Source organism: Pseudoalteromonas sp. KJ63-1, assembly GCF_055808145.1.
Map to the genome: position 1 here is coordinate 1852538 of NZ_CM147855.1, position 16656 is coordinate 1869193.

At 38.4% G+C, this 16656-nt stretch carries 19 protein-coding genes and 1 pseudogene; 4 read left to right on the plus strand and 16 right to left on the minus strand.

The genetic code is table 11. The features are described from left to right. Positions 1 to 33: 33 nt before the first annotated feature. Positions 34 to 483, minus strand: a complete 450-nt coding sequence (locus AC0L7Q_RS08705; RefSeq protein WP_008109247.1) for a DoxX family protein — start codon at positions 481 to 483, stop codon at positions 34 to 36. Positions 484 to 607: 124 nt separating this feature from the next. On the opposite strand from AC0L7Q_RS08705, the gene AC0L7Q_RS08710 reads away from it, so the two are divergent. Beyond that, complete coding sequence (locus tag AC0L7Q_RS08710; RefSeq protein WP_409423250.1) at positions 608 to 1498, plus strand: LysR substrate-binding domain-containing protein; 891 nt, start codon at positions 608 to 610, stop codon at positions 1496 to 1498. Between the two features lie 59 nt (positions 1499 to 1557). Here AC0L7Q_RS08710 and AC0L7Q_RS08715 read toward each other — a convergent pair whose 3' ends face one another. The 3 genes from AC0L7Q_RS08715 to AC0L7Q_RS08725 all read right to left on the minus strand — a co-directional run bounded on the left by AC0L7Q_RS08715 (position 1558) and on the right by AC0L7Q_RS08725 (position 4429). Continuing rightward, on the minus strand, positions 1558 to 1968 hold the full coding sequence (locus AC0L7Q_RS08715; RefSeq protein ID WP_413402290.1) for a hypothetical protein: 411 nt from the start codon (positions 1966 to 1968) through the stop codon (positions 1558 to 1560). Positions 1969 to 2106: 138 nt separating this feature from the next. Further along, positions 2107 to 2952, minus strand: a complete 846-nt coding sequence (locus tag AC0L7Q_RS08720; protein ID WP_409423252.1) for an HDOD domain-containing protein — start codon at positions 2950 to 2952, stop codon at positions 2107 to 2109. Positions 2953 to 3130: 178 nt separating this feature from the next. Beyond that, positions 3131 to 4429, minus strand: a complete 1299-nt coding sequence (locus AC0L7Q_RS08725; protein ID WP_413402293.1) for a porin — start codon at positions 4427 to 4429, stop codon at positions 3131 to 3133. Positions 4430 to 4773: 344 nt separating this feature from the next. On the opposite strand from AC0L7Q_RS08725, the gene AC0L7Q_RS08730 reads away from it, so the two are divergent. Then, the gene (locus AC0L7Q_RS08730) at positions 4774 to 5019 is read left to right on the plus strand and encodes a hypothetical protein (protein WP_409423254.1); all 246 of its coding nucleotides are present in this window, start codon (positions 4774 to 4776) and stop codon (positions 5017 to 5019) included. Between the two features lie 75 nt (positions 5020 to 5094). Here AC0L7Q_RS08730 and AC0L7Q_RS08735 read toward each other — a convergent pair whose 3' ends face one another. Both AC0L7Q_RS08735 and AC0L7Q_RS08740 read right to left on the minus strand, forming a co-directional pair. Then, the gene (locus AC0L7Q_RS08735; RefSeq protein WP_138607424.1) at positions 5095 to 6438 is read right to left on the minus strand and encodes an SPFH domain-containing protein; all 1344 of its coding nucleotides are present in this window, start codon (positions 6436 to 6438) and stop codon (positions 5095 to 5097) included. Continuing rightward, the gene (locus AC0L7Q_RS08740) at positions 6431 to 6769 is read right to left on the minus strand and encodes a methanolan biosynthesis protein EpsI (protein WP_413402296.1); all 339 of its coding nucleotides are present in this window, start codon (positions 6767 to 6769) and stop codon (positions 6431 to 6433) included. The genes AC0L7Q_RS08735 and AC0L7Q_RS08740 overlap by 8 nt, the downstream gene beginning before the upstream one ends. 484 nt (positions 6770 to 7253) lie before the next feature. On the opposite strand from AC0L7Q_RS08740, the gene AC0L7Q_RS08745 reads away from it, so the two are divergent. Continuing rightward, positions 7254 to 9386, plus strand: a complete 2133-nt coding sequence (locus tag AC0L7Q_RS08745; protein ID WP_409423256.1) for a pre-peptidase C-terminal domain-containing protein — start codon at positions 7254 to 7256, stop codon at positions 9384 to 9386. 171 nt (positions 9387 to 9557) lie between these two features. Here the strand turns inward: AC0L7Q_RS08745 and AC0L7Q_RS08750 are convergent, their stop codons facing one another. Beyond that, the gene (locus AC0L7Q_RS08750; protein WP_409423257.1) at positions 9558 to 10370 is read right to left on the minus strand and encodes an alpha/beta fold hydrolase; all 813 of its coding nucleotides are present in this window, start codon (positions 10368 to 10370) and stop codon (positions 9558 to 9560) included. A 53-nt stretch (positions 10371 to 10423) separates the two neighbouring features. Here AC0L7Q_RS08750 and AC0L7Q_RS08755 point away from each other — a divergent pair. Beyond that, positions 10424 to 10615 (plus strand): annotated as a pseudogene (locus AC0L7Q_RS08755) (hypothetical protein); the annotation flags it as partial. A 51-nt stretch (positions 10616 to 10666) separates the two neighbouring features. On the opposite strand, the gene AC0L7Q_RS08760 reads toward AC0L7Q_RS08755, so the two are convergent. From AC0L7Q_RS08760 to AC0L7Q_RS08800, 9 genes are all read right to left on the minus strand, one after another. After that, positions 10667 to 10840 (minus strand): hypothetical protein, encoded by a 174-nt coding sequence (locus AC0L7Q_RS08760; protein WP_409423258.1) that lies wholly within the window; start codon positions 10838 to 10840, stop codon positions 10667 to 10669. A gap of 397 nt (positions 10841 to 11237) precedes the next feature. Then, positions 11238 to 11429 carry a hypothetical protein gene (locus AC0L7Q_RS08765; protein ID WP_409423259.1) on the minus strand — a complete coding sequence of 64 codons (192 nt, stop codon included), beginning with the start codon at positions 11427 to 11429 and terminating at the stop codon, positions 11238 to 11240. A 172-nt stretch (positions 11430 to 11601) separates the two neighbouring features. Further along, on the minus strand, positions 11602 to 12183 hold the full coding sequence (locus AC0L7Q_RS08770) for a hypothetical protein (RefSeq protein WP_409423260.1): 582 nt from the start codon (positions 12181 to 12183) through the stop codon (positions 11602 to 11604). 4 nt (positions 12184 to 12187) lie between these two features. Next, positions 12188 to 12799, minus strand: a complete 612-nt coding sequence (locus tag AC0L7Q_RS08775; RefSeq protein WP_409423261.1) for an AHH domain-containing protein — start codon at positions 12797 to 12799, stop codon at positions 12188 to 12190. Positions 12800 to 13174: 375 nt separating this feature from the next. Next, positions 13175 to 13804: a hypothetical protein gene (locus AC0L7Q_RS08780; protein ID WP_409423262.1), complete on the minus strand. Its 630-nt coding sequence runs from the start codon at positions 13802 to 13804 to the stop codon at positions 13175 to 13177. A gap of 51 nt (positions 13805 to 13855) precedes the next feature. Then, entirely contained in the window at positions 13856 to 14803 is a 948-nt protein-coding gene (locus tag AC0L7Q_RS08785) for a hypothetical protein (RefSeq protein WP_409423263.1), read from the minus strand. Continuing rightward, positions 14785 to 15480 (minus strand): hypothetical protein, encoded by a 696-nt coding sequence (locus AC0L7Q_RS08790; protein WP_409423264.1) that lies wholly within the window; start codon positions 15478 to 15480, stop codon positions 14785 to 14787. The genes AC0L7Q_RS08785 and AC0L7Q_RS08790 overlap by 19 nt, the downstream gene beginning before the upstream one ends. After that, positions 15477 to 15959, minus strand: a complete 483-nt coding sequence (locus tag AC0L7Q_RS08795; RefSeq protein ID WP_409423265.1) for a baseplate complex protein — start codon at positions 15957 to 15959, stop codon at positions 15477 to 15479. Before AC0L7Q_RS08795 ends, AC0L7Q_RS08790 begins: the two co-directional genes overlap by 4 nt. Next, the gene (locus tag AC0L7Q_RS08800) at positions 15956 to 16654 is read right to left on the minus strand and encodes a hypothetical protein (RefSeq protein WP_409423266.1); all 699 of its coding nucleotides are present in this window, start codon (positions 16652 to 16654) and stop codon (positions 15956 to 15958) included. The genes AC0L7Q_RS08795 and AC0L7Q_RS08800 overlap by 4 nt, the downstream gene beginning before the upstream one ends. Positions 16655 to 16656 lie beyond the last annotated feature (2 nt).

Below are 16656 nucleotides of genomic sequence, written 5' to 3' on the forward strand. Positions count from 1 at the left end.
GCTTAAAGTTTAATCACTTATGTGATCCGCTTATTAATTTAATTTGTTATGAATTTTTCCATCAACAGATAGCTTTCCAGCTCCTTGGATCAGTAAAGCTAAGGTAATAGCTAACAGCGATAACGCAAATTCATAACCGTTGTTGCTCATAAATAAACCGTTATCTATGTGCGTGGTAAAAATAGCAACCACCATAGTGATAGCCAGTACAAAACTCGCAGGACGCACCAGCAAACCAACGATGAGTAGTAACCCACCAAAAAATTCGGCGCCACCGGCCATTAATGCCATTAAATAGCCCGGTGCTAAGCCAATCGATTCCATCCATTGCCCTGTGCCTTCCAAGCCATAGCCGCCAAACCACGCAAACAGTTTTTGTGCGCCATGAGCACTAAACACTAATCCTGCAATAAGCCTTAATGGTAATGTTGCAAAAGACTGTTCAGTTTTTGTGATGGCGGCTGTAATATTTTTAATCGTCATAGTTCTAACCTGTATTGTTCCAATTGAGTATGCAGCTATTGTATAAGTTGAATTAAAATTAAATAACTCCTATTATTTGCTCTATATGTTCAAATATTTTGAACAGTTAATATTGGGTATCATTATGAATACATCCCCTATCAGCATAGAAGCTTTATTGGTATTAGACGCCATTGAGCATCGTGGCAGTTATGCAGCCGCCGCAGAGCAACTTAATAAAGTGCCCTCAGCCTTGTCGTATATTGTTAATAAACTTGAAGAGCAATTAAATGTAACTTTGTTTCAGCGTCAAGGTCGGAGAGCGGTTTTGACCCCCGCAGGTAAACATTTACTAAGCGAGGGGCGTAAAGTACTCAATGCTATAAATAATTTATCGGAGCAAACACAAACTATAGCTAATGGCTGGGAGCCACGGATACGTATTGCCTATGACTCTATTTTTGAAATAACTTACGTATTTAAAAACTTACAGTTATTTTTAAATAAGCATAAAAATATCGAGATAGATATTAAAGAAGAAGTACTCAATGGCACTTGGGAGGCTTTAATTGAGGATGACGTTGACTTAGTAATTGGTGCACCAGCTCCTATTCCAAATCAAAAGGGGATCAGGGCGGTAAAAATAGCCGATATTCAAAATGTACTAGTGGTTCATCCTAGCCACCCGTTAGCACAAGTAAAAAGCCCCGTTAAACCCAGCGAACTTGGAAAATACACCACGGTTATAGTGCATGATTCAGCAAAACAAAGTATTCCTTGGTCAGCTAATTTAATCGAGGGTAATCAACGCTTTTATGTAAGTTCTGTAAGCCAAAAAATGACCGCTATTTTATCCGCTATTGGCATTGGTTATTTACCTGAGAACCTTATTGCTGAGTATGTAAAAGCAAACAAACTGCATGTTGTGGAGCTTACCGAACCACGTCCAACTCAAGACCTATACCTTGCATGGAAAATAACTAACAAAGGTAAAGGGCTAAAACAGCTGACCCAAATTATGCTAACTAGTGTTTAACCCTAAAACGCAAAAGCCCATGCTAAAACAGCATGGGCTTTTTGAATCGGTAATAAATATTACAGTGCGAGGTCTTGCTTAGCGCGCGTTAAATTGTACGACACTAACTCGTTACCAGACATTTGTTGTGCTTCGTAAAAGTCTGATAATGCAGCCGTTTCATTTTTAGCCATTAAACGTCCTACACCACGGTTACTTAAAGCAAATGACGTAAGCTCACGTACTTTAAAGCGAGGGCCAGTGCTTTGCTGTAATAAAGTAATTGCTTTTGAGCAAATTTCTTCAGCTTGGCTGTAATTTTTTGATTTTACATTTAATGCACAATCGTTAAATGCAACTTCGAATTCTTGAGGAGCTGTTTTAGCTTCTTCAATAACCATTAACTTGTAATCACTTTGATCAGCCATTACAGCAGCTGAGCAAGTTAATAAAGAGCCAAGAGCGATGGTTTTGATAAGTGAGCGTTTCATGATTAATTTCCTATTTGGTTAGTCGTGCTTGTTGCCGACAACTAAACTTTAGAGTGTTTACTTAATCCCGACAAACGATTAAAAACAATCCAATAAGTGAAAAAAACTAACCTATAGACTTTAAGCTGCTAAAAACGTCTAACAGTTCAAAAAATCAATCACCTCTTCTTGCACATCAATATAATCTTCTTCTGACATATTTAATGCTTCTAAAACCTGTTTTTCTATGTCATCCCAATCTTTAGTGGTGTCACCGCGTAAAACACTATTAACCAAATTTTCAGACATTTTTAAAACGCTGTAACACAATTGTTGATTACTTCCAGTTATATCACTTAGCATACTCAAATCGTGATGACGTAAAATAAGCTGGCAAATATCTACAGGTAAATGCCAGCTGGTCGCTAAATAGTAACCCACAGTGGCATGATTAGTTCCATATAAACGCTCTTCTATATCTATCAAGCTTTCTTTATGGGTATTATTTGAAGTATGTAAAGCACTCACGTAGTTATCGAATTTAATTGCCATCGGCACAATGCCACAATCATGAAATAAACCCAGCGTATACAAGTACTCAACGGGAACATTGTTTTTTATACGTTGCCCAATAATCATATTTACATCAGCAATTTCTGATGCGGTATCCCAAAAACGCTCCAAACTAATGCAACATTCTTTTTGGGCGAACATTTGCTTTAGCTTTAAGCTAGGTACTAAAGCTTCAATGCCATTCCACCCTAAAAACATAATGGCCTGTTTAATATTTGACACACTACGAACTAAGCCATAAGCAGGTGAATTAACTATCTTTAAAATAGCTGATGCAATAGCTACATCTTTAGCGATGATTTCTGCGGCGTCTGAGAGCGAGGGCTCCTGTGCAGATGCTAATATTTCAAGATCATTTAAGATTTGTGGTTTTGGTGGGATAACAAAGTTTTTGTTTACATCAGATAACACCTGCTCATTAACTACAATCATCGATGTCTAGCCTCCAGCTAAGCTATATGGATTATTTATTTTATTCCATTTGAACTTTTATACTAGAAGTTGATTAAAGATTTATCAATTTGTAGGTGCTAAATAGGTAGAGTAAAAATATTTTTTAAAACAACATAAGTACACGCCCAATGTTTAGGCGTGTGCTTTGAATATTGGTTTAGAAGTAATAGCCAATATTAATGTTAAAGCGACGCTCAGTTTCGCTACTGTCGCCCGCTAATGAACCACCAACAAATGGCATATTTTTACCATGAACTAAGTCAAAGTAAGTAAATAAACCACCAGCAGCTACCGAGAAGCCAGTTACGTTCATCCAGGTATCTCTGCTGTTGTCTGATTTGTCGTAAATAGCACTGTAGTCGTTGTAAAACTGTAAGTTTGTTACCGCGCCCCATTGAACCGGTACGCTGTAAGCTACGTTTGCACTCGACATTGTTGCCTCTGCCGCCATGCTATCGTAAAACGAGTAAGCGCCTACAGCAATACGGTTTACGTTATCAATATCGTAGTTATACGCACCGTGTTGAAGTTGTAAGTTCCAAGGGCCCATATTACTGTTTAAATGTAATGCCCACGCGTTGTAGTCACCTGCGCGGTCAACACCGTCATGTAAGCCACCAGCAAGTGCCGACACACCTATTTCAGTTTTACCACTTTCATGTTCTAGGTGATAGCCGTAACGACCTGAGAACGTATTGTACTCGCCTATAGCATTAGTTGGCTCAGCATAAACACCATCCCCAGCTTCTCTAAAACCAACAATGTCGTAAGAATAGCGATCGCTGCGGTTATCTACATAACCATCAACACCACCTAATTCATCATTTTTGAAAAAGCCCAGATCAAGCTGCCAGTTATCAGCAATCTTACGCTTAAATAACACCCCTAAATCGTGGTCGTCTTCAAGGCCAACATAATAGTTAGTGCTGAAAAAGTAGTTATGTGAGTTATATGGCCAGTTACCAAAAGGAACCTTAGTAATACCTGCTTGAACTTGCCAATCATCAGCAAAATCGTAAGCTGCATAAGCGTATTTAACAGCGGTCATATAATCAAAAAAGCGAATTTCAGCGTTTAACTTTACATCACCAACATCGCCTGAGAAATTTAAGCGAAAAATATCAAAGTCAAAATCGCCGCCGCGATTTTTATTATCGTCATCATACGAGGTATGGCTGTAGTTAGTTCGAACAGCACCGCCAATTTTAATTCCCTGAGGCTTATGTTCATGTTTAGCTACTTTAACTTCAGCTATATCTTCTTTCTCTTCAATGGTGCGCTCGATTGATTTTTCACTTTTTTGCTCTGCTTTTGCAAGTTGCTTTTGCAGCATTTCCACTTGTTTTTGTAAGCTGCTTAATTGCTGCTTAACTTTATCAAGATCTGTATCTGCATGTGCCTGATGTGAAAAAACAACCATAGACACTGCCAGTGCTAAAGGTTTCATAGGTGTCATAATTTGTCCTTGCTTGCCTTGTTGATATTATTAACTCGAACTTGGTCAGCGTGAGCTAAGTACCTGCTTGATTTTACATGTTGTTTTACAATGATAACGTATTTTTACAACTCTTCAATTACACTTTATGATTTTGCGCAACACACCAGCAACACACAAACTACTTTTTAGCAGGGTAAGCATGACAATTGCTCATCACTTTTATAAATGAAAGCAGCAGCTTGCAAAATTAAAGCTTAAAAAAGCAGAGTCATCACGTACCTATTTTAATGTGTTATTATTTGCAAAATCATATTTAAATCAGCCAGTTTACTACTACATATATAAATTAAGGACTCTGAAAAATGAAAAATAACGATACCTTTAACACCATTGCTACGTTAATTTTTAAGCATCTTTATAATAACTTTCCAAGCCCAAGCCAGTTAGATCCTGAACAATTAATTAGCGATGCCTCAGATCAACAAGGTGAGCAAATAAAAGGAACTATCGCGTTTCTTCTTCATGAGGAATATATATTTTCAACGCCTAGCGCCACTTTTTTGCTAACAGAAAAAGGCTTTAGCCACGCTTTGTGTCCTAAATTTTAAACTCACCGCTGAATAGTTAATACCATAAAAAAGCCCTAGCAATTAAAGCTAGGGCTTGATAATGATTTTTAACGGTTATTTTTTCTCTTTTTCTAAACGCTTTTTAAGACTCAATGCCGCATCAGCAGCCAATAAACGCATAAATTCAGAGCCGTTGTTTTGTTCGCCTTGACCCGCACCTATAACAATTTCAGGCACTAAGCGGCTGTTACCTAGGCTATTAAATAAAGCCGTTTGAATTTTAACTTCTGCTTTAAGTGTTTCATCAAACACATATTTAGGATCAAGTGCTGCTGACTTTGCGCGTAAACGTGCTTCAGCTAATACATCCATGCCTAACGCCTCTAAGCGTTGCTGTTTTAAGATTTCTTCTTGCTCTTTTGCAAGCTCAGCCTTTACTGCAACACGCTGTTGTGCAGAAATAATCGCATTGGCTTTTATTCGCTCTGCATCGATTTGCTCTTTAATTTTTAGCTTTTCAGACTCAGCTCTTTGCTTTGCAATCGCTTGTTCGCCTAATGCCACTTCAGTACGTGCTTGTTGCTCTGCCTTTTTAAGGTTTTGTCTTGCAAGGGCTTCATCTGCTGCAGCTTGCTTTTGCGCCTCTAAGCGCGCATTTACCTTATTTTCGTAATCAATATCAATAATACTCGCATCAACCACCGTTATACCGTAAGAGCCTAAAATAGGTGCATTACGCAGCGGCTTACCTTCAGCATCTTTCTTTATATTAATGGTAACGCGTTGTTGCTTACTTAAATTGCTTAAATCGTCAGACTTGTCACGCTCGCCAGTACTAATAATTTGCTCAGTAACAAAAATGCCATTAGTCAGTTGATCAGAAAAATCTTGGCTTAATTGACCATTACCACCTGAGTAGTGTTGCTCAACCGACATCATACGTGCAGACGCTTTTACATTTTCTGTAGTGGCACGCATTAAAAGGTTAGAGATCAGAGTTTCTTGGGAACCAAATTCTTCATGAATTTTTAATAATCCACGTAAAGCGCCCGACTCACTTGCAGGTACATTACCTGGTAATCTAAAACGTGATACCCCTCTGGCGCCACCAGTTGTCGTATCTAAAAATCGAATAGGAATGAGTGGTACAATGGCACTGGCTGTTGCACTGCTATCACCGGTAAAGTTAATCGAGATAACTTTTTTATAGGCCGATGTGGTGCCAAATGCTTTTAAGTAAGGACCAGCTTGGTTTATTACCGTTAAATTACCAGTAAAAGCTGATTGGTGAACAAGCCGTTCATCGGCTTCATTCCATGAAATAACCTGCGATGTTAATGTTGCAATCACTGCTAACACCACAACAACTGACGTTAATAAAATTACATTACGACGGCCAAAACGTGCCATAAATGATGTATTTTTTGCCTCTGCGACGGCTTGTTGCTCGCTATCCATTTTTAGTACTCTCCATGTTTAATTTCTTTTTAACAAAATACGTAATTTCTTGTTCGCTTAAGTGCGCACAAAAGCTATCCGATCGATGCAAATCTATAAATGTTGCAAGGATCTCTTGTTTGCCTTTAATTGTTTTTTCCTGGTTTTCTTGGGTTTGGTTTTTCTCGCTAAGTTGAGCAATAAGTTCATCAATAATGGTGTCTTTATCAAACAACACATTATATTCTTTTGACTTTCTTACTCGGCTCTTACGTACATTGCTGTAAATCACATAAAGCGCCACACACAAAATAACAACAAGCGTACTTAACCCAATAATATAAAAAATCATAACGTCTGCTTATATTAATTGAATAATTAACCCTAACAACAAATGTAACGGTTAAATCACAAATGTTAAGCCGATAATTTTACAGAATAACGCCCCAAATAACAGAATTAATACTTGGCCCTTGTATATTTTTGTAAAAATTAGAATAGAAAAGTTTAATATCTGAAGTCTCAGCATCAACAATGTTACTTTTAGTGAGTGTTGATGTTTACCTTTTAGAGTCAACGGTAAACATCTTCTATTCAAACCTTCATATTGAATACTAAACCATTTATTTTTTAATAATCTGATTTCAAAGTGAAAATTGCAATAATTGCCGAGTAAAGTTAAAAATATTTAAATTTTTTCTGGCGAAGATTAAAATGCGGCCTACCCTTAGTATGTAAATTAGGTACTGATTATTTGCTCAAAATTAAATCATATGAGCATGCAGTTGATCATTTACGTTACATCAAACCACTTACAAGTGAAAAAGGATATAAAGATGAAAAAATGTAAATACGCAGCATTGCTCGCTACAGCTATCTATGGACAATACAGTTTTGCTGCAATCGATGAGCTCACTATTTTACAACACACTCAAGAAGCGAAAAAAACTACAATTGCCAAACAAGCCAATACCCATGTAAATCTTTCTAGGCAATTTACAATCGAAACGACACAAGGCCCTGTAATTACTCAAACTGTATCGCACCCTAATGCTGATTACATAAAGCTACATTTTAGCCAAGTAGATCTAAATGGTGACGCAAAGTTAGTCGTTAGAAGCGAAGACAACTCAGAGCGATATGAATATAGTAGTAATAATATGGACGCTGCAACAATCGATAGCTTAAACGGGGATGATGGTGTGCATTCATTTTCTTCTATGTCGGTTTCAAATGACAGCGTTATCATTGAGTATTACCCTGATCCAAAAAACAGTAAGCAGCAACACCAGTTTGGGGTTATTGATAGCTATTTTTACGGCACTGAAAGCGCCAATATAAATATCAATGAACAAAATAAACCTGCCCCTTTGTCTACCTGCGGTATTAATGAGCGCAAAGACGTGCAGTGTTGGGCTAATTCCAACCCAACAGAGTTTGACCGCAGCCGCCCGGTAGCACGCTTAGTAATTGGTGGCCGCAGCTTATGTACCGGTTGGCGCGTTGGCAGCGATAATAAGTTATTTACCAATAACCACTGTATCGAAACTGCATCTGAGCTTGCATCTACAGAAGTGTGGTTTAACTACCAAAATAAAAGTTGTAATGGGACAACCAGAGAAACCATTGTAAAAGTAACGGGTAAAGAGTTTTTTAAAACTGACTACACGTTAGATTACACCCTATTTAGTGTTAATGACTTTGCCAATATTGAACAGTTTGGCTACTTAGGGCTTGATGTGCGAAACGCACAGCAAAGTGAACGTATTTATATTCCGCAACATGGTTCAGGTAATCCTAAGGAGCTGTCGATTGAATCTGATCAAGACACCAATGGTTTGTGCCAAGTTAATGCCCCCTCAACGAATGGGCGTGGAAGTAATACTGATATTGGATACTATTGTGACACTATAGGTGGCTCTTCCGGTTCTCCTGTTGTTGCAGCATCAAGTAATCGTGTTATTGCACTTCATCATTTAGGCGGATGCTACAATAAAGGCGCCAAAATAAGTAAGATTTGGCCCCAAGTCGCAACTTACTTTAATAACACAGTGCCTGTTGGCGATAACGACGGTACTACACCACTGCCACCTACCGCACGTTTTGAATACAGCTGTGAGCAATTACAGTGTAATTTTGATGCAACAAGCTCCAGCTCAGCAGGTACAATCAATAATTACAGTTGGAACTTTGGCGATAATCAAACTGATACAGGTGCAACCGTAGTGCATAATTTCGTATCTGAAGGTAATTACGATGTATCTGTTACTGTGCAAGATAGTAACAATAATACAAACACGCTAACCCAAACGATTAGTGTTTCAAATGGCTCACCAACAGAAGTTGAATTAACTAAAGGGCAAGCATTAACAGGCCAAAGTGCAGCATTAAATCAAGAGACTATTTACTATATTGATGTACCTGCAAATAGCACTAACATTTCAATCGACATAACGGGTGGTTCAGGTGATGCAGACCTCTATGTTAAAAAGAGTACAGTGCCAAGCACAAATAATTACGACTGCCGCCCATTTAGAAATGGTAACACTGAAAGTTGTAATATAAGTCAAGGAGAAGGTCGTTTTTACATTATGCTTAAAGCGTATAATAGCTATCAAAACGTAACAATCGTGGCTAATTATGAAAATAGCGCACCACCTACAGATAATGATACTCGCGTATTAACGTCTCGTGCTTATGGATTTCCAGATTTTTGGCAGCGCTATAGTTATGTAGTACCTACAGGCGTAACCACTGTAAACATAAAAACATTGGGTGGCGAGGGAAATACTAACCTCTATGTTCGAGCGGATGCAGCAGTAACAAAAACACAATATGATTGCTTATCGAACAACAAAGACAGCAATGAAAGTTGTATCTTAGAGGTGAGTTCAGGCCAAACATTACAAATCGGACTGTTAGGTGTCACTAATTACGATTGGGTTAAGCTTGTTGCAACTGCAAAATAAATAATATCATTCCCCTAAACAAAGCACTTCAGTGAATCTGCAGTGCTTTTATTTGGTTCTAATTCACTCTTTTCATGCAGGGCGTATTAAACATCACCATAAATAAAAAATACCACCTATTACAAAAATAACTCATAGTTAGTAGTCATTAAAAAATATAATCCGATCTCGCTATTGAGTGCGTGATAATAACTTCAAAACTTGTTTAACTACCATTTCTGGCTCATCATTTTGTGGATAATGGTAACTTTTACTGGTTAGCACTATCTCACCTTGAGGAAAAGCATTAGCCCAGTTTGAATGCAGCTCTAACCACATTTCACGCCCTTTATCAGTAAAAAATAACACCGATGGATTTTCATATTTTTTAACTGAGGCAAGAACCGTCACGGGAATATCTGCTATTTGTGGGTAATCGGGCAAAGGCCGCTTCGACCAAAAGTCTAAATACTGATTCGACATACCATTTTTCATATCATCGCGTTTTATAGCGGCAATTTCTTTTTCAGCGCGCGATAAATCAATCTTACGCATAATATCAACATCATGCTCTGAGGCCGGTTCAATTAACATTAACGCTTTAATGTTATCGGGGTAGCTTGCTGCAAATACCCTTGCGATATAAGCACCATAAGAATGCGCCACATAAACTACCGGTTCTTCAATTTTTAACGCTTTAAGTAATAGTAAGGTCTCAGTAGCATACTGCTCTGAGCTATAGTTTTTCTTTATTTGCGCTGAGCCGCCATTGCCAATTCGAGAATAGCGAATTACTTTTGCATGCTTGATAAGCGAGTTATAAATGGGATCCCAATCACTAAGCCCTGCAGAGCCACCCGCCTCGAGTAAAATAGTGTGTTTGCCACTACCCGCCATTTCATATTCAATATCAAAGCCATTTACTTTAACTTTAGCAAGCTCAGCAAAGGCAGCGGTTGAGGTGATTAATACCCAAAATAGAATCGTTTTTATTATTAGTTTCATATTGTTAAAGCAAATTAATAGTTAGCTTAAGTTTATAACATTATAAATAGAGCGACAAAACCTTAATGGATGAATTGTTTATTCTATTCTTTTTGGGTTTGTTTGTGTTCCATTTTATACCGGCCATGCAACCGTATATGCAAAAAGGCTAGCAAGCAATGGGCTATAACGGCACGCCCTGGTACTTTGAATTTGTGATAGTGGGTATTGCTGTTTCAACGCTTGGGCTAATGCGGGCGTTTTAGAGTAGTCGAGATAAAAAGGAAAGCGCTAGTTAGGAGCTAGCGCCTCAAGCTTTAATTTTGCGATTTATCAATTTTAGAAATTAATGTATCAAGCACCATTAAGTCATTAGCCTTTTCCATATATTCATCGCTATCTTCATCAAGCTCTTTAAGCTCTACTGTTTCTTTTTCAGCCCTGCTTTTAAGGGTACTTTTAATTACTCTAAGCTCTAATTGTGAAAACATAATTATCCTACATCTTTATTTGGTATACCGATAAATCAAGGGATAGCCATTGAGCCTAACTGATTTAATTTATCTAATTACAGAGTCGCAGGCATATCGTATAGAGAGCGAATAGTAATATAGTATGTTTACCTTTACCGGCAAGCTCGTATTCTACGTCAAAGCCATTTGCTTGAACTTTAGCCAGTCCGGCTGGTAACAACTGAAATGGCATTATTAATGCAGTGAATTTAAAGCAGAAATGGGTTTATCAAGTAATGAGTTTAAAGCCGATATGATATAATGATGAGCTGGGATAGTTTTTACCGCTGTTGGGGCAACACTAGCATTTATAAAGTTTGCTTTAAATTGAGTTACTGACACCTTAAAATTTGAGAATAAGTAGTGGAGCACAGGCTTAACTCTGTGCTCCATCTATTAAGAATTTAATTTTCTTATCAAGTAGCATTAAAAGTATCGCTTCCCCAGCAATCATCTGATTTTCTATATTATTTTCCCTAGCTTTTCCTCTAGGCGATAAACTAGTATTCCACCAAGCTAACGATAGACGACCTAGGATTTTTCCATCGTCTTCAATACTAATTTCCATATAAAATAATCCGAAAATAAAACACACTTCAATTGAGAAACTCGACCACAACTTGTGGTTTATGTGAATTATAGCCCGATTGACGTCATTATTTGGCAAGGTAACTGTGTTTATGGAAATGGATAATAAAAACTACCTCTATACAAAGTCCGCTAGATGCAGGCTAACATACTTATATAACATTCACTTCCGTAAATTTTAGACCTTTTAAATTTTGACTTTTCACCAAATCATACAAGCCACCCTTTTCATCAGTACAAAAGGTAAATATTCCAGCTCCTTTCACCTTAAACAAACCACCGTGTTTTATAGCGTTTTTACTTAAAGCGAGTTTTTTAAAGCGCCTGATTCTATTTACACGACCATTCTTCATGTTCAACTCTGTGTGCTCTTGGCTAATTGCGTCTTGTTGACCTAAAATATTTAAAGCAAACCATTCTTCACCATTAAGATTTAGTGGTAAAAATTCACAGCATTCTTTAAGTGTTGGCTCAAACATACATTTTAAGGGTGCTGGAATTGCGAAAGCCATTGCTCCCCAGCCTGCTACATCGGGTTTATTAGTAGGAGTTTCACCTTCGACTATTAACCAATCAACATCTACAATACGCCAGCCATCACCCTTTGAGTTACCGTTAAAAGTATAAATATCGTTGTTTGTTAACTGTATTGACTGCTCGAACATTGTTTCTTGTAGCAGCAAATATTCACCAGCATCAACGCCAACAGCATAAACTTTATTAAATTCTTTCATTTAATTACCTTGGTATCATATTTGATAATTCTTCATGTAGTGGGAAATCACCACTTTGTAACTCGTCGCCAATATCTCTAAGTAATTCAATTATATCTGTCCGGCCTAAACCTTCAGCTATAGTATCGGTAAGTAAAGCTTCTACGTTTAAGAAGTATTCGCTTGTGTGGGTTTTTGTATGGGCTTCAGCCTTAGGCATTGCATCCATTGGAGTATGTTTTGCAAATCTAGGAAGAAATACTCCATTTGCTTCATGGTCAATATCGATTCCAAAACCTGCGAGTCTAAGCCTAGCCTTTGAAGCTCGGGGATCGTCCCAAGCGACTATGTGGTGAGCCGCCATATTTTCACCTCTTTCCCTACCTGCTGCAATCATATTTCTACTTAGTTTAATACTATGCCGCTTATTATGCTCCCACCGTACATGCCTACTAAGTATTAAGTCATCTTTACTAATAAGCCCTTTTTTATAGCGTGCTGAATCAATAATTTCACCTCGATAATATATAGCATATTGAGTAGCTTGGTTTTTAGCAATTGAGGAATTACCAGTCACAGTGAGAAGGTCTTGCTCTAACTCTTGAACGGTTACGTACTCTTTTGTATTAGAAGGCATGCTAAATTTATTCCTTTAAAATGATTTTAATACTCCTGCCTAAATAGTGTCATTTTGGGAACTAAAATGCAATGTGGGAATAAAACTCAAACTTGACGTATTATTCCAAAGTTCAATAACATCATTACTCACCCAAACCTGTAAACTCCCTCGTCCATATGCCATAATCTAAATAATTCATTATTTTAGTAACTTGGCGCGTATTTAGGCGCTTTTAAGTTAACTACTCAGGGTTTTCAGCATGGCATATCAAGAGCAAAATCAAGCAACAATCTACTGGCACGACTATGAGCAATACACATCAAAACATTGATTTAAAATGATTTTAAATTCAACGAATAGAAATTTATACACACTTTTATACACACTCCACTTCTAATTTACTAAATCTTTTATAAAATCTTCTGTAATATCAACATCTATATCATTCAATGCTCGCTTTACATTTTTTTTGGGCTCTAAATCACTGGGCATGTAGCTTTCTTTTACCAATTTATCTCTGTGTATATTAAAGTTCAGTGTTAATATATATGAGGCTGATAAAAAGCGAATAATCGTTCTATGGTGAGCTATCATTTTATTCATGCTCTGGTGATCTTCATTTTGAATTTCCCAAATGTTAAATAGATTACGGTACTCTAAGGAAATAGTGTTTAGATAATCATCCAATAAAGTTAATGCTAACTTTTGCTCTTTGGTTAAGCTATTCCAACCCATATCTTTTGAAACATTCCAAGGGATATATTTTAAGATATTCAAATCTATAATTGATATTCTATCCCAGTTATGTAATTTCAGATAAGATATGCAGTAAGGCTTTAAAGTTGCTTTCAATTTATCGTTTAGAATCTCAATATCAATATATAGTGAGTCAACAGCTTTTTTTTGTTTATAGACCTCAATCTTTTCTGCAGCTTTGATTGATATTAACCAACCAACAAAAGCCATTACCAATGCGGTAATGAGATTTAACAACCATTTTATCAACTCTGTTTCATAATCCATTTAGTAATCCATTGACCTGACAATAAATTACATATTGCCTGATTATTTTTATTATTCAACTATTGGCTCTAACTTACTATTTAATGCCTTAGCCTCAACTTTATAGCTTATAAAATCGACCATTTCTGTTGGGGTTGGTAGCGGTGAGTTATGGGTATGAGTTGATAAAGTCTGGTTCATTTGTTCAACCAAGCTTATTAAATCAAGGAGTACTTGCGCTACGTTTACTGAGCTGTCACCCAACCACACTGTTTTACCTTCAACCTTTGCGAGCTTAGTAGCTTTAGCATGAAGTGTTTTGAGTGTTTCTAGGTTCATGTTCTCATGGGCTTTAATATCTATCTGTTTTTTACTGCCAAGTAACAGCCCTTCTAGCGCTGTGATCAATGCTTTTTCACCCACCACTGTTTTTAGGGCGCCCATTACTTCATTAATTTGGTTGCCGTCTATTTTTAACGTGTCGTGCGTAGCTATATTGGTGCTGCGTTGGTGGTAAATTTCTTCACGGTTGCGCGATTGTATTTTACTGCTATCGCTTGATTGGGTTATGTCGCCATCTGTTTTTATGTGCCAGTTGCCGTCGCGGCCTTGTAGTTTGCTGCGGCTGTTTTGCTGCAGTGTTACGTCGGTGCGTTTGTGTTCTGGCACTAGGCTTTGCCATGGCAATAAGCTGGTGATCACGGGGTGGCTGTTTAGGCCGTCGATATATTGTATTAAACAGTGCATACCTGGCGTTGGTTCGTTTAACAAGCCATGATCAGGCGCTTGGCCTGTGCCAAGTGTTACTTGCTGAAATATAGGCACGGCTAATGGCTCGGCGGTTTGCGGGTTTAATAGCTGTACGTCGGCGGCTTTTAGTGGTCTAAATGCACTGCTAATTGTTGCCGTAGCCGGTATGTCGTAAATGCGTTCAATACGCGCTAGCTGCGGTAAATGCTTACGTTGCCCAAGCTCTGGAAAGTAGCGCAGTATTAGGCGCTTTATAGCGTTTTTGACCATCTGATCACCTGTTTGTTTTCACTTAATGTTACTTCGGTTATGTATCGGCCGTTTAATTTTATGCCTGGTCTTAGTTTTGGTATGGCAATAATTGAACCGGTGTTTGCATTGGTTGTTTTTATTGGGTGCTCTTCAAAGTCGGTTATCTCGGTTTGTGGCCAACGTGAGTCATGCCAGCTGCCGGCGTATACTTTGCCGTCGGGTCGTTGCTGAAATATAAAATGGGGAATGCTAAATACCTGAGCACATTGGCGCAGTGCTTCAATGCCTGTGCCCTGGTGATAAAATGCGGGCACGGGTGTTTTTGTATAATCACTATCAGGGTAAATAAACTCAATACCTATACTGCTTAACTGATCGCACACATTTGCAAAGGTGGCGTGGCGAATAGCAAAGTTATGCGGGAATGATAACGCGCCTATGAGCTCGCGGCAGGTTAAAAACCAGCGGCCATTACTTTGATGTTTTGCTTCAATAACACCTAAAAAATACGGCTGCATAGCATTAATGGCATAACCTATGTGTAACTCAACTAACCCTTTTGGTTCTTCCTCTGTAACCACCATAAAACTTGCACGGCCTGTGCTGTATAAATCAAGTTGGGTATTGTCACTGACTAAGTTAGTAACTTGAACACCACCAATGTTGAGTATTTTAATTAGCCGGTTACTGCTCATGGCCCCTCACTTTGCTCGAATGCGGTTTGTACTGTTTCGTGACCGTTTACTGCTTGGGTTTGGCTATTTTCTTTTGCTTTGCCGTCAAGTTGTTGCTGGGTTCGCTCTGCTGTTGAAAGCACTTCTACCAGCTTAAAAGTTACTTGCCACGCTTTTACTTCTTCAAGCTCGGTGGCTTTTATATCGCTATCGAATTTGGCTTTACGTATTTTATACGCTTCGGTTACTTGGCTATTAATAGTGATCACGGTTCGTGCGCCGTTTTCGTCTACCTGCTTTGCTCGGGTAATAAGTTCGGCTAGTTCGCTTGCATCAACAAAGGGAATTTTTGTACTAACTGATACTACACCTGGCTTTATGCCTTTATCACTTGAAAGGGTAAACGAGCCAAACCCGCTTAAGTCTTCGCTGGGTAATTTAATACCGCAGTTAATACGGGTTTCATAACCTGGTACTTGCCAGCCGTTTAGTGTGATCATGCAAATAGCTCTTTAATGGTGTTTATGTTTTCGCTGCTGCCCACAAATGCGCAGTAGGCCCAATGCTTATCGTTATTACCGAGTGTTTGTATTTGCTGTGCCAGTGCGCGGGCGCTTTGTGCATTGCTGCTAGTCACGGTTAAATTAGCCGTTGCCCTAAATAGTGTGTTCGTTAAACGCTGATCCCGCTGTGCCTTTAATTGCGCTGTTTCGTTTAGGGCCGTATTAATATCGGTTATTAGGTTTATGCCTTCATTACTTACCAGTGCTAAGCTTTTATCGTTAAATGCTTTTGCGAGTGCAGGCACGGCACGACAATCATTAACGTGCTGCCACTCTATTGATTGCTCTGTTGTTGACAGGCGCATTTTGTCTGTATCGAGCGTTGATAAACTCAATGCATGATCAGCTGCGTGGGTAAACACTGCTAATGGGCAATGCTGATTAAATTCACTTAATAAGCTTGCAAGCTTTGCGTGACTGCTGGCACTGCAACTGAGTATTACTGCATTAAACGCGCTTGGCCGTTGCTGGCGTGTGACGTCTTTTATGGCTGTTGCCAGTAATTCGCTCCCCGCTGCGGCGGTTATTAAACTGGGTGTTTGGTAGCTATTAAGTGCAATAACATGTAACTGCGTACAAGCTGCGTTTAACGCTTCCCTACTTTGAGTATTAAACGAGTTGGGTATTTGCATGG

What these genes read in the sequence shown, in the direction of transcription:
- AC0L7Q_RS08765 (WP_409423259.1), bottom strand. Translation starts at nt 11,429, where the DNA reads ATGGAAATTAGTATTGAAGACGATGGAAAAATCCTAGGTCGTCTATCG.
- AC0L7Q_RS08735 (WP_138607424.1), bottom strand. Translation starts at nt 6,438, where the DNA reads ATGGATAGCGAGCAACAAGCCGTCGCAGAGGCAAAAAATACATCATTT.
- AC0L7Q_RS08790 (WP_409423264.1), bottom strand. Translation starts at nt 15,480, where the DNA reads ATGAGCAGTAACCGGCTAATTAAAATACTCAACATTGGTGGTGTTCAA.
- AC0L7Q_RS08705 (WP_008109247.1), bottom strand. Translation starts at nt 483, where the DNA reads ATGACGATTAAAAATATTACAGCCGCCATCACAAAAACTGAACAGTCT.
- AC0L7Q_RS08780 (WP_409423262.1), bottom strand. Translation starts at nt 13,804, where the DNA reads ATGGATTATGAAACAGAGTTGATAAAATGGTTGTTAAATCTCATTACC.
- AC0L7Q_RS08750 (WP_409423257.1), bottom strand. Translation starts at nt 10,370, where the DNA reads ATGAAACTAATAATAAAAACGATTCTATTTTGGGTATTAATCACCTCA.
- AC0L7Q_RS08775 (WP_409423261.1), bottom strand. Translation starts at nt 12,799, where the DNA reads ATGCCTTCTAATACAAAAGAGTACGTAACCGTTCAAGAGTTAGAGCAA.
- AC0L7Q_RS08785 (WP_409423263.1), bottom strand. Translation starts at nt 14,803, where the DNA reads ATGGTCAAAAACGCTATAAAGCGCCTAATACTGCGCTACTTTCCAGAG.
- AC0L7Q_RS08710 (WP_409423250.1), top strand. Translation starts at nt 608, where the DNA reads ATGAATACATCCCCTATCAGCATAGAAGCTTTATTGGTATTAGACGCC.
- AC0L7Q_RS08740 (WP_413402296.1), bottom strand. Translation starts at nt 6,769, where the DNA reads ATGATTTTTTATATTATTGGGTTAAGTACGCTTGTTGTTATTTTGTGT.
- AC0L7Q_RS08760 (WP_409423258.1), bottom strand. Translation starts at nt 10,840, where the DNA reads ATGTTTTCACAATTAGAGCTTAGAGTAATTAAAAGTACCCTTAAAAGC.
- AC0L7Q_RS08770 (WP_409423260.1), bottom strand. Translation starts at nt 12,183, where the DNA reads ATGAAAGAATTTAATAAAGTTTATGCTGTTGGCGTTGATGCTGGTGAA.
- AC0L7Q_RS08800 (WP_409423266.1), bottom strand. Translation starts at nt 16,654, where the DNA reads ATGCAAATACCCAACTCGTTTAATACTCAAAGTAGGGAAGCGTTAAAC.
- AC0L7Q_RS08795 (WP_409423265.1), bottom strand. Translation starts at nt 15,959, where the DNA reads ATGATCACACTAAACGGCTGGCAAGTACCAGGTTATGAAACCCGTATT.
- AC0L7Q_RS08745 (WP_409423256.1), top strand. Translation starts at nt 7,254, where the DNA reads ATGAAAAAATGTAAATACGCAGCATTGCTCGCTACAGCTATCTATGGA.
- AC0L7Q_RS08725 (WP_413402293.1), bottom strand. Translation starts at nt 4,429, where the DNA reads ATGACACCTATGAAACCTTTAGCACTGGCAGTGTCTATGGTTGTTTTT.
- AC0L7Q_RS08730 (WP_409423254.1), top strand. Translation starts at nt 4,774, where the DNA reads ATGAAAAATAACGATACCTTTAACACCATTGCTACGTTAATTTTTAAG.
- AC0L7Q_RS08720 (WP_409423252.1), bottom strand. Translation starts at nt 2,952, where the DNA reads ATGATTGTAGTTAATGAGCAGGTGTTATCTGATGTAAACAAAAACTTT.
- AC0L7Q_RS08715 (WP_413402290.1), bottom strand. Translation starts at nt 1,968, where the DNA reads ATGAAACGCTCACTTATCAAAACCATCGCTCTTGGCTCTTTATTAACT.